Origin of the sequence: Brevibacterium sp. S22 (genome assembly GCF_004745485.1) — a bacterium.
Taxonomy (GTDB): Bacteria; Actinomycetota; Actinomycetes; order Actinomycetales; family Brevibacteriaceae; genus Brevibacterium.
The window spans coordinates 95,907-109,356 of sequence record NZ_RHFG01000004.1 but is presented as its reverse complement, the minus strand read 5'-3'; the positions used below and the strand labels follow the sequence as shown (position 1 = coordinate 109,356).

Sequence of the window (13,450 nt, the reverse complement as noted above, 5' to 3'; positions counted from 1 at the left end):
CCTGCGTCCGTATGCCAACGCGGCGAACAGCCTCGAGGTCGCCCAGCGGAAACATGGAGTGGCGTAGACTCGACACCGCACAGACGTCGTCGCCGACCCCCTCGCAAGGAGCAGAATGTATCGGTCAGTCCCGGTTCCCGCAGCCACAGACTTCGTCATCACGAATGCGCGGATCGTGCCCGTGGCCGACGAATCCGGCAACCGTGCCGAGGCGATCGAATCGGGCACACTGACGGTCAGGGACGGACGCATCGCCGAGGTTGCCCCCGGCACCGTCGACACCTCCGCCCTTCCGGCGGACACCGAGGTCATCGATGCCGGCGGACGCTGGGTCCTGCCCGGCTTCATCGAAGCCCACGGCCACCTCGGCGTGCATGAGGACGGCGAAGGCTGGTCCGGTGACGATACGAACGAAATGACCGATCCCAATGGGGCGGGCCTGCGTGCGATCGACGCGATCGACCCCACCGACCTGGGATTCAAGGATGCGCTGCGTGGGGGCGTCACCTCGGCGCTCATCAAACCCGGATCCGGCAATCCCATCGGCGGCCGCACCGCCTTCCTCAAGACCTGGGGTCGGATCGTCGACGAGATGCTCGTGACGCAGCATCTGTCCGTGAAATCCGCGCTCGGCGAGAACCCGAAACGCGTGTACGGGGAGAAGAAAGTCACCCCGTCGACGAGGATGGGCACCGTCAAGATCATCCGTGACGCCTTCGTCGAGGCGCAGAACTACCAGGCCAGACGCGCCCAGGCGGAAGCCGAGGGCACCCCGTTCGATCGGGATCTGGTCAAGGAGACCCTGGCCGACGTCCTCGACGGCAAGCTCGCATGGGACCAGCACTGCCACCGCGCCGACGATATCGCCACCGCCATCCGCCTGTCCGAGGAATTCGGGTACCGACTCGTCATCAACCACGGCACCGAGGGCCACAAGATCGCCGACTTCATCGCTGACAAGGGCATCGACGTCATCCTCGGGCCCCTGATGACCTCCCGATCGAAGGTCGAACTGCGCGACCGCACCCTGGCCACCGCGGCCTCCCTCGCCGAGGCGGGGGTGCGCATCGCGCTGACCACCGATCATCCGGTCATCCCGATCAACTTCCTCATCCACGAAGCCTCCCTGGCAGTGAAGGAAGGGCTCGACCCGGTCGTTGCGATCGAAGCGCTGACGATCAACCCGGCGGCGATCTTCGGACTCGATGACCGCCTCGGGTCCCTGGCCGTGGGTCGTGACGCCGATATCGTCATCTGGTCGGACGATCCGCTCGAGCTGGACTCCCGCGCCGAGACCGTCTTCGTCTCCGGCCGCCGCGTCTTCGACTTCGACGCCGCCTCAGGAACCGCGCACGTCGCCGAACCACTCGGCCCGACACTCATCAGCGAGCCGTGAGCGACAGAGAACTCGAAGACGCCACCACCGCCGAGGTTCGGGTCGAGGATCCGAGCGAGTCGGGTCCCGTGCGCGGTTCGTCCCCGGCCCCGGTCGAAGGCGGCAATCCGGAAGCCGGATCCCAGGCCCTGCGGGAACTGCTCGAGCGCACTCGCCTGCAGCGATTGGCCGAGCTGCGGGAATCCTCACCGGAACCCCAGCCGGAGGACGTCGCGAAGGCCGCTGCCGCGAAGGCGGCGAAGCCCGAACGCGGCGGCGGACGGTCGAAGCCCCGGACCGACCACCTCGGTGCGTCTCAGCGCATCGCCCAGAGAGTCGCCCGGCGCACCGTCGGCAAACTCGTCTCGGGCACGACGGTGAACACACAGCCGGTGCCGATCGTCACCGCGCTCAAGGGCACCCCGTATCAGGCGCCGGTGCAGGCGACGGAGCCGAGCGAAGACGAAGCTCGGATGATCCTCGACCTCGCCGCCGATATCGCGGCGATGATGATGCGCGCCGGTGCCGGCACCAGCGACGTCGAGGTCTCCGTCATCGCCGCCTGCACCGCGTGCGGTCTGGCCACCGTGGAAGTCGATCTGACCTCGAACACCCTCGTCGTGCACTATTCGACCTCGGACGGTCGTCTGCTGACGGTGATGCGGGTCAACCGCGGTGAGTCCACGCATTTCGCGAAGCTCGCCTCGGTGCACAAGCTGGTGACCGACCTCGTCGACGGTCACCTCGAATTCCACGAGGCACGCAGCCGTCTCGACGCCATCCGCTCGCAGCGCCGACCGTTCCCGCAGTGGTTCACCACCGGGGCGTGGGGGGTCATGGTCGGTGCTCTCGTCCTGCTGCTCGGGGGAGGCCCGATCGCGGTGCCCTTGGGTATCGCGATGGCGATCGTCGTCTTCCAGTTCGGCAAGCTGCTCGGGCGGACGCACCTGCCGTCGTTCTTCATCACCTCTCTGCAGGCCGCCTCGGCGACGCTCATCGCCACCATCGCAGGCGATATCGGCATCATCAACTCCCCGCAGTACCTCGTGGCTGCCGGAATCGTGCTGCTCCTGCCCACGCAATCGCTGTATTCGGCGGTTCAGGACGCGCTGACGAACTTCCCGCTGACCGCGGCCGGACGGGTGGTCGGAGTGTTCATGACACTGGCCGGCATCGTCTCCGGCATCGCCTTGGGCATCGTGTGCGGTCAGGCCATCGGGCTCAGCCATATCGAAGTGCTCGTGCCGAAGTCGAGCCCGCATGTGGTCACGGCGATCCTGTCGATGGTCGCGGCGGCAGTGGTGTCGATGTCCGGTGCTGTGGCGATGTCGGCCAGGCGTCGGTTCATCCTGCCGGCGGCGCTGGTCGGTCTCGCTTCGCACATCACGATGATGTCGCTGACGCTGCTGCACATCGACAATGTGCTGGCCAGTCTGTTGGCGGCCACCGTCACCGGTTTCCTGTCACGACCCCTGGCACTGCGGCTGGGTGCACCGGCGATCGTGCTCATGATTCCCGGCATCTACACCCTGCTGCAGGGGCTGTCGATCTTCACCGCCGTCTATCAGATCGCTTCGGAATCGGAGAACGTCTCATTCGCAGTCGGCCTGTCCTCACTCTTCACTGCGATCCTGGCGAACGCGGCGCTGGCCGTCGGCGCTGTGCTCGGCAGCTATCTGGCGCTGCCGCTGAAGAACCTCAAGAGCCAGAGCTCGGCCGAGGAGAAGGTCGAGTCGGTGCGCAGCGGCGAGACATCGACCGCCGTCATCGATTCGGTGCAGCCCGGAGGCGCGAAGACCCAGTCGAGTGGGCCCGGAGGGTCGGGAGCCTCGAACGCGACCGGTGCCTCGGGAGTCTCAGCCTTGTCCGGCGCATCGGGCTCGTCGGATTCGTCCGGCGCAACGGGGGCGTCCGGCGCATCGAGCTCGTGGGGGTCATCGGACGTATCGGGGACGGGGAAGCCCTCGACCGATTCCGGGCCGATTCAGTCCTGATCGGGCAGGGCCCAGTCGATCGGTGCGATGCCCTTCTGGGCGAGCAGTTCATTCGTGCGTGAGAACGGGCGGGAGCCGAAGAAGCCCCGCCGGGCCGACAACGGCGACGGGTGCGCGGATTCGATGATGGCCACCTCGGCGGTTCCCGACGTCAGCAGGGGAGCGAGATTGCGGGCATCACGACCCCAGAGGATGGCGACGAGCGGCTGATCGCGTTCGGTCAGCGCGGTGATCGCCCGCTCGGTGATCTCCTCCCAGCCCTTGCCGCGGTGGGACGCGGGCTCACCGGGGGCGACGGTGAGGGCGCGGTTGAGCAGCATGACTCCCTGGCGTGACCAGGCGCGCAGGTCCCCGTGCTGGGCAGGCGGGATGCCGAGGTCGGATTCGAGTTCCTTATAGATGTTGCCAAGCGACCTCGGCAGGGGTCGGACATCGGGGTCGACGGCGAACGACAGGCCGATGGCGTGGCCGGGTGTCGGGTAGGGGTCCTGGCCGACGATGAGGACCTTCACCTGTTCGAGCGGTTCGGCGAAGGCGCGGAAGACGAAATCCCCGGCAGGCAGGTATGCGCGGTCGGCAGCGATCTCGGCGCGGAGGAAGTCGCCCATCGAGTGGATGCGCTCCTCCACTCCGGCCAGGGCGTTCGCCCAATCGGGGGACATGATCTCGGTCAGCGGAGGCGTCGACGTCATGGGCACGAGTGTAGCGATGCCCTGCCGCCGCGGTCGCCTCGGTGCAGGGAACGGGATTCTGTCGGTGGGGAGGGATTGTCTGGTCGATCCGCGGTGATTTCCTTACCCAGAACGCGGTGGAACGACCAGACAATCACGTACGTCAGGGCCTGGACTGTGCCGTTCGGCGGGGCGCTCCCGGAGAGGCTGCCAAGGCCTCGGCTCGACCGAGCCGAAAGGGCGGCCGTCAGCACCACCTCGGCGCGAGGAACGGCGAAGGTGGACACGAGACCGTCAGCCCCACCTCGGCGAGGCGACGGTCGATCCCGTCCTTCTCGCTGAGGCGACGGTCGATCTCGTCCACGTCGCTGAGGTCAACTCGCCCGTGTGCATCGTCTTCGGGGCCGACCGAGCGTGACCGGCCTCGGTCGCCCGCAGCTCTCAGCGCGCCGCGGCAACGGGCACCGATGTGCACGGATCGCAGACCCGATGTGCAGCATCGCCCATCGGCCCACCGTTCATTCCGGACGGGGCGAGGCGATAAGCTCGGCCTAAAGGAGTTCATCGTTGAACGAAAGGACCGAAATGTCGGAATTCCCCGAGGCCAAGAACTGGAAGATGCTCATCGGCGGTCAGTGGGTCGATGCCGCTGACGGCGACACCACCGATGTCATCACCCCGATCGACCGCAACGTCGTCATCGCCAAGGTGCCCAACGGCAAGGAGGCCGACGCCGATCGCGCTGTCAAGGCCGCTCGGAAGGCCTTCCCCGAGTGGGCGGCCCTGCCGTTCAAGGAACGCCAGAAGAAGCTTCTGGCCTGCGCCGATGCGCTCGAAGCGGCGTCGGAGGAGCTCGCCCAGCTGACTGCGCTCGACACAGGCAACGCGATCCGCACGCAGGCCCGCCCGGAGACCATCACATTGGCCGACCTGTTCCGCTACATGGGCGGGGTCGCCGGTGAGGTCAAGGGCAACACCCTGCCCGCCGGAGACAAGCAGCTCCAGTACACCAAGCGCGTGCCGCTCGGCGTCGTCGCCGGAATCCTGCCCTGGAACTCCCCGTTGATGATCGCGGCCTTCAAGACCCCCGCCGCGATCGTCGCCGGCAACACGATCGTCCTCAAATGCGCCGAGGATGCTCCGCTGACCATCCTCAAGATGGCCGAGATCATCGCCGACATCCTCCCCGCCGGCGTCCTCAACGTCGTCACCGGCAAGGGCTCGGTCATCGGTGAGGCCCTCAACGTCCACTCGGACGTCGACAAGGTCTCGTTCACCGGTTCGACGGGCGTCGGCCGTCACGTCGCCGAGGTGGCCGGTGGTCGTCTCGCGCATTCGTCGATGGAGCTCGGCGGAAAGTCCCCGAACATCATCTTCCCGGACTCGAACGACGACGACACCCTCCAGCAGGTGCTGCTGTCGACTCGTTTCGCCCGCCAGGGCCAGTCGTGCACCATGGGCTCGCGACTGTTCCTCCACGAAGACATCTACGACGACTTCCTCGCCAAGCTCGTCGATGCCGTGTCGCAGATGAAGGTCGGCGACCCGCGCGATGAGTCAACCGACATCGGCTGCATCATCAACCAGAAGCAGTACGACCAGGTCGCGAACTACATCGAGATGGGCAAGTCGATGGACGGCGTCGAGATCGCCTACGACGGCTCCGATTCCCTGACCGTCGGCGAACCCGGCTTCTACCACGCCCCCGTGATCTTCTCGAAGGCGAAGAACGACTGGCAGACCAGCCGCGAAGAGATCTTCGGCCCCGTCCTCTCGGTCATCCCGTGGAAGGACATCGACGAGGTCGTCGACATGGCCAACGATTCCGACTTCGGTCTCGCGGCCTTCGTCTTCACCAAGGACGTCGACGCGGCCCTGACCATGGCCAACCGCATCGAATCCGGTTGGGTCCAGGTCAACCAGGGCGGCGGCCAGCTGGCCGGCCAGTCCTACGGCGGCATGAAGACCTCCGGCTTCGGTCGCGAGGCATCCCTGGAAGGCATGCTCGAAGGCTTCACCCAGATCAAGCAGGTCAACATCCGCATCCGCTGATCCGGATCCCCTCGCCGAGGCAGCCCTGAGCTCGCGATCGAATGCAGGGTCGGTCCGACCCCGAGATCGGGTCCGCTCGGTTCGTTCGCGGCAGGACCGCCTCGGCGAAGGTCGTTCACGTCACCCCGTCGTCACGGTCACCGATTCGGTGCCGCGCGGCGGGGTGAAGTGGTTGGCGGGACCGACCTCACAGCCGCAGCGGCGCGCCGGAAATTTCGGTCCCGCCGATCGGGCGATAATATAGATGCACAGACACCTCTCGAAGGAGCACAACCTCTATGCCGCCGAATGACGACACCTCGGAACTGAGCGAGCTTGAGGTGGCCGTTTTGGAGTTCGAGCGGCGGTGGTGGAAATACGGAGGCGCCAAGGACCACGCGATCCGTGAGCGTTTCGACATGTCGGCCACCAGCTACTTCCAGATTCTGAACTCGCTTCTCGACAACCCTGCAGCTCTGGCCAGCGATCCCATGCTGGTCAAGCGCCTTCGCCGGATCCGCAGCACGCGGCAGAGTGAACGCGCCCAAGCCCGCGTCTCGAGGTAGACATGACCGACGAATTCGACGAGATCGAGCCCGGCCGGCGCAGCGGTGCCCATCGACAGGAATCTGCGGCGTCGTCGAACATCGGTGCCATCTCGCTGGTCATCGTGCTCGCGCTGGTCGCAGTTCTGCTCGTCGTGGCCGCCATCAACATCATCTTCTCCTCGATGGGCAACCCCGAATCGAAGATCGCCGATCCGCCGGCTTCCGAGTCGGCGTCTGCGGAGCCGTCGCCGAGTGAGAGCGAAGTCAGCGTCGCCGACGACTCGATCACCGTGGACGTCCTCAACGGCTCCGGAGTCTCCGGCGCTGCGAAGAAGTTCTCCGAGGCGGTCGAGGAGAAGGGCTGGGAGCTCGGCCAGGTCGGCAACTACTCGACGAACCTCACAGATTCGACCGTGTACTACAGCGGCGAAGAGAACGCTTCGCAGGCGAAGCTCGTCGCCGAGTCGCTGGGCATCTCGGCCACAGAGGCCTCCACCGACTTCGACGCCGACGTCACCGTCGTCATCTGCTCGGACATCGCCGATCGCGGGCCCGAACCCAGCGAGGGCGGGGACTCGGAGTAATCGGGCCGATTCGGTTCTGCGGCGGTGCGACCGGCTCGGCGGGATCGGTTCGGTCCCGGTCGCCGCGGTTGCGGATGGGGCATGCGTCTGCGGGCCGCCTCGGCGAATTTCTGACCGAACGGTCTGATTTCGTTCTCGGCAATCTCCGCTGTGAACAGGGAAGAAACCCTTAGATAACGAATCTATAACAGTGTCGAACCGCTCTAGGCGGGATGCCTGCCTGCGGTAGAGTTGCAACAGCTAGGCAAGCACAGCACCTTGTGTTCTATTCGTGCTTCACCGAGATTATTCTCTAGAGGTCAATGAGAGAAGTCGCGGGGTCAGTTGAGTTTTACTAGCTTCCGTATTTCAGGCGGGGTCATCTGATCACGGCTGTGATGCGGGATTTCAATGGCACTGCACTGTATGGAGAAGTAATGGCACAAGGTACCGTCAAGTGGTTCAACGCTGAAAAGGGCTATGGATTCATCACCCTCGAAGGCGACAACCAGGACGTGTTCGTTCACTGGAGCGCAATCCAGATGGACGGCTACCGCTCTCTCGAAGAGGGCCAGCAGGTTCAGTTCGAAGTCGGAGAAGGACAAAAGGGTCCTCAGGCGGAGTCCGTCACCCTCCTCTGAGACTGGCTGCTGTCAGCACAGTTTTCTGATCCGCTGCGGTGGAGCGTCGGAAAGGTCTTCGGGCCGACCGGCATCGGCCGCACGGGGAAAGCGCCGAGCAGGCAACTGCTCGGCGCTTTTCAGTGCCCGCAGGCGGCGGGCGGGTGCGTGGGCGGCGCCAGTCGTTTCGCGCTGAGCCGAACTGGCTCTCGCGACACGGCCGCACCGGGAACTCGCGGATCGCAGCCGTCCCCACGCGTCCCGGCAGGCGGCGAATATTTGCACTCGCATGGGGAGAGTGCTAAATCTAGTAGTGGTGAAAACCGATGGGTTCCCACCAGTCGTCTCGAGAGCGTGGTCCATATGTGGAATGGAACATGCGGACACACTCTCTGCCGTCGCGGGCGTTGATGACTGCTCTGGATTCCCACTCCACTCCATCAGGGAGGATCTAAGCCGCTATGGCAAAGATGATTGCATTCGACGAAGAAGCTCGTCGAGGACTCGAAGCTGGCCTCAACCAGCTTGCGGACGCGGTCAAGGTGACCCTTGGACCCCGCGGTCGCAACGTCGTGCTCGAAAAGCAGTGGGGCGCACCGACCATCACCAACGATGGCGTCTCCATTGCCAAGGAGATCGAACTCGAGGACCCCTACGAGAAGATCGGCGCCGAGCTCGTCAAGGAAGTCGCCAAGAAGACTGACGACGTCGCAGGCGACGGAACCACCACCGCTACCGTGCTCGCTCAGGCTCTCGTCCGCGAGGGCCTGCGCAACGTGGCAGCCGGTGCTGATCCGCTCAGCCTCAAGCGCGGTATCGAGAAGGCCGTCGAGGCTGTGACGCAGGTCCTGCTGAACAACGCCATCGACATCGAGACCAAGGAACAGATCGCCGCTACCGCAGGCATCTCCGCTGGAGATCCCGCCATCGGTGAACTGATCGCTGAGGCCATCGACAAGGTTGGCAAGGAAGGCGTCGTCACCGTCGAGGAGTCCAACACCTTCGGACTCGAGCTCGAACTGACCGAGGGTATGCGCTTCGACAAGGGCTACATCTCCGGTTACTTCGTCACCGACACCGATCGCCAGGAAGCTGTCCTTGAGGATCCCTACATCCTCATCGTCAACTCCAAGATCTCGAACGTGAAAGATCTGCTGCCCGTCCTCGAGAAGGTTCAGCAGTCCAACAAGCCGCTGTTCATCATCGCCGAAGACGTCGAGGGCGAAGCCCTGGCCGTCCTGGTGCTGAACAAGCTCAAGGGCACCTTCAAGTCCGTGGCCGTCAAGGCTCCGGGCTTCGGCGACCGCCGCAAGGCTCAGCTCGCCGACATCGCCATCCTCACCGGTGGCCAGGTCGTGTCCGAGGAAGTCGGGCTCAAGCTCGACAGCGTGACGACCGATCTGCTGGGCACCGCCCGCAAGGTCGTCATCACCAAGGACGAGACCACCATCGTCGAGGGCGCAGGAGACGCCGAGGAGATCGCCGGACGGGTCGCTCAGATCCGCGCCGAGATCGAGAACTCGGACTCCGACTACGACCGTGAGAAGCTGCAGGAACGTCTGGCCAAGCTGGCCGGCGGTGTTGCAGTCATCAAGGCCGGAGCCGCCACCGAGGTTGAGCTCAAGGAGACCAAGCACCGCATCGAAGATGCCGTGCGCAACGCCAAGGCTGCTGTGGAAGAGGGAATCGTCGCCGGTGGCGGCGTCTCGCTCATCCAGGCGGGCAAGGCCGCATTCGCCGACCTCGCACTCGAGGGAGACGAGGCCACCGGTGCCAACATCGTCAAGGTTGCCATCGAAGCCCCGCTGAAGCAGATCGCCACGAACGCCGGCCTCGAAGCCGGTGTGGTTGCCGACAAGGTCGCCAACCTCGAAGCCGGATACGGTCTCAACGCCGCAACCGGTGGATACGAGGACCTGCTGGCCGCCGGCATCAACGACCCGGTCAAGGTGACCCGCTCTGCTCTGCAGAACGCCGCCTCGATCGCCGGTCTGTTCCTCACCACCGAGTCGGTCGTCGCCGACAAGCCCGAAAAGGCCGCAGCAGGTGCAGACGCAGCTGCCGGCATGGACGGCATGGGTGGAATGGGCGGCATGGGCTTCTGATCTGACGTCACCGTCAGAGCAGCCCCGCTGTTCGATCGGCCGTGCCGGTGCTCGAAAGGGTGCCGGCACGGCTTTTTCGTGCCCGCGGCCGCTGGGCAGAGCGTTCCGCCTGCCGGATTAGAGTGCTCTGCCTGCCGGAGCAGAGCGTTCCGCCTGCCGGGGTAGAGTGCCCCGCCTTCCCGCGCTGAGCGTTCCGGATTCTCGGGCAGGGTGCCCGGCGCAGCCGATTCCCCTCGCCGAGGCGGCCCACCGAACCGTTGCTCCGTCGCCTCGCCCCGCATAGGCTGGGGACATGACCTTCACCGGCACCGATGCCTGCGGAAACAGCCCGAAGAACGTCTTCGTCGCCACATTCGAAGAGAATCTCTTCAACCGGGACAGAGACGCCCTCGCGGAGGCGGTCGCCGACGACTGCATCCTCCAGATCGTCAATCCCGCCGACGTCGAGACCCACACCGGCAGGGAAGCCGCCGTCGAAGCCCTGCTGAAGCTGTCGGGGCATTCGCCCGAAGTCGGACACCTCGAAGCGGCGATCACTCACGGCAAGGCCGCGGCCGCGTGGGGTTACTGGCAGGCCGAAGCAGACGGCGACGACCTGTGGCACTTCTCGCACACCATGTGGTTCACCACGCACAAAGCACAGGACTTCGGGCAGATCCGAATCTTCCAGGCCTGAGCCGAAGCCTCAGTCCCAGGGGTTGTCGCGGTGATGGCGGCGACCGCGCCTGCGTCGGTGCCGATCATCCCGGCGTGAGATCTGCCCGGGGGAGTAGGGCGGATGGGACGGATGCGGCGGCTGCAGCCCCGTACCGAAGTCGGATTCGAAATCGCGTTCTTTCGGCTCGTTCTGCTCGAGCTGCCGTTTGGCCTCATCATCGCCGAGCTGGGCTCGGGCTCGCCGAGTGAGCTCCTTCTTCCGCTTGCGGATGATCTCGTCCTTGTTCGCAATTCGGCCCAACCCTCCGAAGAGCATCGGCACGATGATGAACATCGGCCAGAAGAAGATGAACTCTCCACGCGCAATTGACGTGAAAGCCCAGATCAGGAGCATGAAACCGGCCGGTCCGGCCACTATGCCGATCAGGGCCTGACGTACCCGATCCCGATAGTACTTCTGTGCCGCAGCATCGATCTGCTCGGGCGTGATCGGCACCCGATCGGCCTCGAGGCGAGCCAGAGCCTGCGCGCGCCCCGCATCATCGAGTTTGTCCGGTTCGACTTCGGCAGGATCGGCGAGGACGAGATCCTCGATCAGGACCGGGACTTCACCGAGCGTTTTGATCTTCGCGGCCGCCTCGGTGCGTTCATCGAACTCCTCAACATCGAGCTGACCGAGGGCGTAGCCCTCCGAGAGGACATCACTGACGACCGCGCGATCGGCATCAGAGGCTCGGACCTGCCCATGCGATCGCGGATCTGCGCTGAATCGCGACCAGAGGGGACTGGCGTTCATGATGAATACTCTAACCCCGCCGTCAGCGATGAGACTGAGCGTCAGCCGGGAATCGGGCTGGACTACACTCGACCAGGTGGAACCCGTCGTCGTGCTCATCCTCTTCGCCGTGTTCCTCGGCGCATTGTCCCAGCGCGTCACCGGAATGGGATTCGGCCTGGTCAGCGGCCCATTCCTCGTCCTCCTCCTCGATCCGTTCAGCGGAGTCATCCTCGTCAACATCTGCGGAATCGTGGCCTCATTCTCAGTCTTCGTCCGCACCTTCGCCGAGGTGGAATGGCCGCCGTTCCGACACCTCGCCCTGGGCGCGGTGATCGGCACGATACCCGGCGCGATCCTCTCGTCATCGATGCCCACCCCACCGCTGCAGATCCTCATCGGCGCGCTCATCATCGTCTCCCTCATCAGCTCGCTGACCTTGGGGAAGCTGGGTCGGGCGATACCAGCGAACGTCGGGACCCGGCTGACGGCCGGACTCTTCTCCGGGGCGATGTCGGCGGCGGCAGGAGCCGGTGGACCGGCAGTCAGCGCCTACGCTGTGCTGACGAACTGGGAGCAGCGGTCGTTCGCGGCCACCCTGCAGCCGTTCCTCGTCGTCGGGACCGCCTCGGCGGTGGTGATGAAGGTGATCATCAACGGAGGGACCTGGCCGCATCTGGAGGCCGGGGTCTGGATCGGGCTCGGCGTCGTCCTCGTGGCGGGCCTCGTCGGCGGTGACTGGCTCTCGCGGCATATCGATGTGGCGCTGGCCCGGATCGGGATGCTCATCCTCGCGTTCGGCGGCGGAGTCGCGGCCTTGGTCAAAGGTGCCGTGGGGTTGGTCTGATCGGGCCGAGGGACTGAGCAGATGTGGGGCACAGGCTCAGACGCCTGTCAGTTTCATCGGGCATACTGTTCGAGGACAAAGCTAGCCTGGGAGGCATGGATCGTGACTGAAGTATTTCTGTTGCTGCTCGTTGTTCTCGGGGCCGTCTTCTTCGTCGGTCACCGCAAGGAGAAGCAGCGGCAGCGGGAATTGCACGCCGCCGAGCTTCAGCAGGTGAAGAAGACCGCTGAAGAGGATGTCACCTCATTCGGTGAGGAAGTCGCCGAACTCGACATCATCACCACCGGCGTCGACCTCGACACGGGCGGAGCGCAGGACTACAAGCAGGCACTCGACTCGTACGACGTCGCCAAGGAGACCCTCGAGAAGGTCTCCGAACCCACTGACATCCGCCACGTGACCGAGGCTCTCGAAGACGGCCGCTACGCCGCCAAATGTGTGCGCGCCCGCGTCGAAGGCAAACCCCTGCCCGTGCGTCGCCCGCCCTGCTTCTTCAATCCTCAGCACGGCCCCTCCGTCGAAGACATCGACTGGGCTCCGGCCGGCGGTCAGCTGCGTCCGGTGCCGGTCTGCGCCGCCGATGCCGAGCGTGTTGCTGTCGGCGCCGATCCGCTGGTGCGCAAGGTCGTCACCGGTGACGGACACACTCGTCGCGCCTATTGGGAGGCCGGACCGGCTTACGCCGAATACAACCGCGGCTACTTCAACTCCTATGCAGGCTCCGGTCTGCTGCCCGGCGTCCTCATGGGAGCCATGCTCTTCGGCGGAATGGGCGGCGGCTGGGACGGCGCCTACGGAGGAGACATGGGCGACGCCGGAGGAGACATGGGCGGAGACATGGGCGGCGGTGACGGCGGTGGCTTCTTCGGAGGCGACGGCGGTGACGGCGGAGGCCTGTTCGACGGATTCGGTGACCTGTTCTGATGGAGACGATCGAGATCCGCGGCGAGTCGATCAGACTCGGTCAGCTGCTCAAACTCCACGGAATCGCCGAACACGGTGCTATGGCCAAAGACATGATCGCCGACGGCGAGGTCAGCGTCAACGGTGAGGTCGAGACCCGCCGCGGTGCGACGATCCGTCCCGGCGACCGCATCGAAGCGCTCGGTGAGACCATCGAGGTGGCCGTCGAACAGGGCTGAGAAGCACCGTTCGCACACGCAGACATTGCGAACACAAAGCAGGGCGTCCCCGCGGGGACGCGCTCTGCTTGTCCGATGCGTGCTTGTCTGATGCGTGCTTGTCTGATGTGATCAGCTCGCCG

At 65.1% G+C, this 13,450-nt stretch carries 13 protein-coding genes; 11 read left to right on the top strand and 2 right to left on the bottom strand.

Features of this window, described 5'->3' with window-relative positions; translation table 11 throughout:
- The first annotated feature begins 115 nt into the window (after positions 1-115).
- Both EB835_RS05950 and EB835_RS05945 read left to right on the top strand, forming a co-directional pair.
- Positions 116-1,396, top strand: a complete 1,281-nt coding sequence (locus EB835_RS05950) for an amidohydrolase (protein WP_135808558.1) — start codon at positions 116-118, stop codon at positions 1,394-1,396.
- The gene (locus tag EB835_RS05945; protein WP_135808557.1) at positions 1,393-3,369 is read left to right on the top strand and encodes a threonine/serine exporter family protein; all 1,977 of its coding nucleotides are present in this window, start codon (positions 1,393-1,395) and stop codon (positions 3,367-3,369) included. The genes EB835_RS05950 and EB835_RS05945 overlap by 4 nt, the downstream gene beginning before the upstream one ends.
- Here EB835_RS05945 and EB835_RS05940 read toward each other — a convergent pair.
- Complete coding sequence (locus tag EB835_RS05940; RefSeq protein WP_135808556.1) at positions 3,360-4,061, bottom strand: uracil-DNA glycosylase; 702 nt, start codon at positions 4,059-4,061, stop codon at positions 3,360-3,362. The two genes, EB835_RS05945 and EB835_RS05940, sit on opposite strands and share 10 nt — an antisense overlap.
- A gap of 564 nt (positions 4,062-4,625) precedes the next feature.
- On the opposite strand from EB835_RS05940, the gene EB835_RS05935 reads away from it, so the two are divergent.
- From EB835_RS05935 to EB835_RS05910, 6 genes are all read left to right on the top strand, one after another.
- Positions 4,626-6,092, top strand: a complete 1,467-nt coding sequence (locus EB835_RS05935; protein WP_135808555.1) for an aldehyde dehydrogenase family protein — start codon at positions 4,626-4,628, stop codon at positions 6,090-6,092.
- 278 nt (positions 6,093-6,370) lie between these two features.
- Complete coding sequence (locus EB835_RS05930) at positions 6,371-6,637, top strand: DUF3263 domain-containing protein (RefSeq protein ID WP_025780444.1); 267 nt, start codon at positions 6,371-6,373, stop codon at positions 6,635-6,637.
- A gap of 2 nt (positions 6,638-6,639) precedes the next feature.
- On the top strand, positions 6,640-7,203 hold the full coding sequence (locus EB835_RS05925; protein ID WP_135808554.1) for a LytR C-terminal domain-containing protein: 564 nt from the start codon (positions 6,640-6,642) through the stop codon (positions 7,201-7,203).
- Positions 7,204-7,619: 416 nt separating this feature from the next.
- Positions 7,620-7,823, top strand: coding sequence for a cold-shock protein (locus EB835_RS05920; protein WP_025780447.1), 204 nt, complete (start codon positions 7,620-7,622; stop codon positions 7,821-7,823).
- 440 nt (positions 7,824-8,263) lie between these two features.
- On the top strand, positions 8,264-9,907 hold the full coding sequence (gene groL / locus EB835_RS05915; protein WP_135808553.1) for a chaperonin GroEL: 1,644 nt from the start codon (positions 8,264-8,266) through the stop codon (positions 9,905-9,907).
- A gap of 292 nt (positions 9,908-10,199) precedes the next feature.
- Positions 10,200-10,583 carry a hypothetical protein gene (locus tag EB835_RS05910; RefSeq protein ID WP_135808552.1) on the top strand — a complete coding sequence of 128 codons (384 nt, stop codon included), beginning with the start codon at positions 10,200-10,202 and terminating at the stop codon, positions 10,581-10,583.
- A 9-nt stretch (positions 10,584-10,592) separates the two neighbouring features.
- Here the strand turns inward: EB835_RS05910 and EB835_RS05905 are convergent, their stop codons facing one another.
- The gene (locus EB835_RS05905; protein ID WP_135808551.1) at positions 10,593-11,360 is read right to left on the bottom strand and encodes a DUF1707 SHOCT-like domain-containing protein; all 768 of its coding nucleotides are present in this window, start codon (positions 11,358-11,360) and stop codon (positions 10,593-10,595) included.
- A 76-nt stretch (positions 11,361-11,436) separates the two neighbouring features.
- Between EB835_RS05905 and EB835_RS05900 the strand changes: the two genes are divergently transcribed.
- The 3 genes from EB835_RS05900 (at position 11,437) to EB835_RS05890 (ending at position 13,328) form a co-directional block, all read left to right on the top strand.
- Positions 11,437-12,186 (top strand): sulfite exporter TauE/SafE family protein, encoded by a 750-nt coding sequence (locus EB835_RS05900; protein WP_135808550.1) that lies wholly within the window; start codon positions 11,437-11,439, stop codon positions 12,184-12,186.
- A gap of 102 nt (positions 12,187-12,288) precedes the next feature.
- Complete coding sequence (locus EB835_RS05895) at positions 12,289-13,110, top strand: hypothetical protein (protein ID WP_135808549.1); 822 nt, start codon at positions 12,289-12,291, stop codon at positions 13,108-13,110.
- Positions 13,110-13,328, top strand: a complete 219-nt coding sequence (locus tag EB835_RS05890; protein ID WP_135808548.1) for an RNA-binding S4 domain-containing protein — start codon at positions 13,110-13,112, stop codon at positions 13,326-13,328. The genes EB835_RS05895 and EB835_RS05890 overlap by 1 nt, the downstream gene beginning before the upstream one ends.
- The last annotated feature ends 122 nt before the right edge of the window (positions 13,329-13,450 follow it).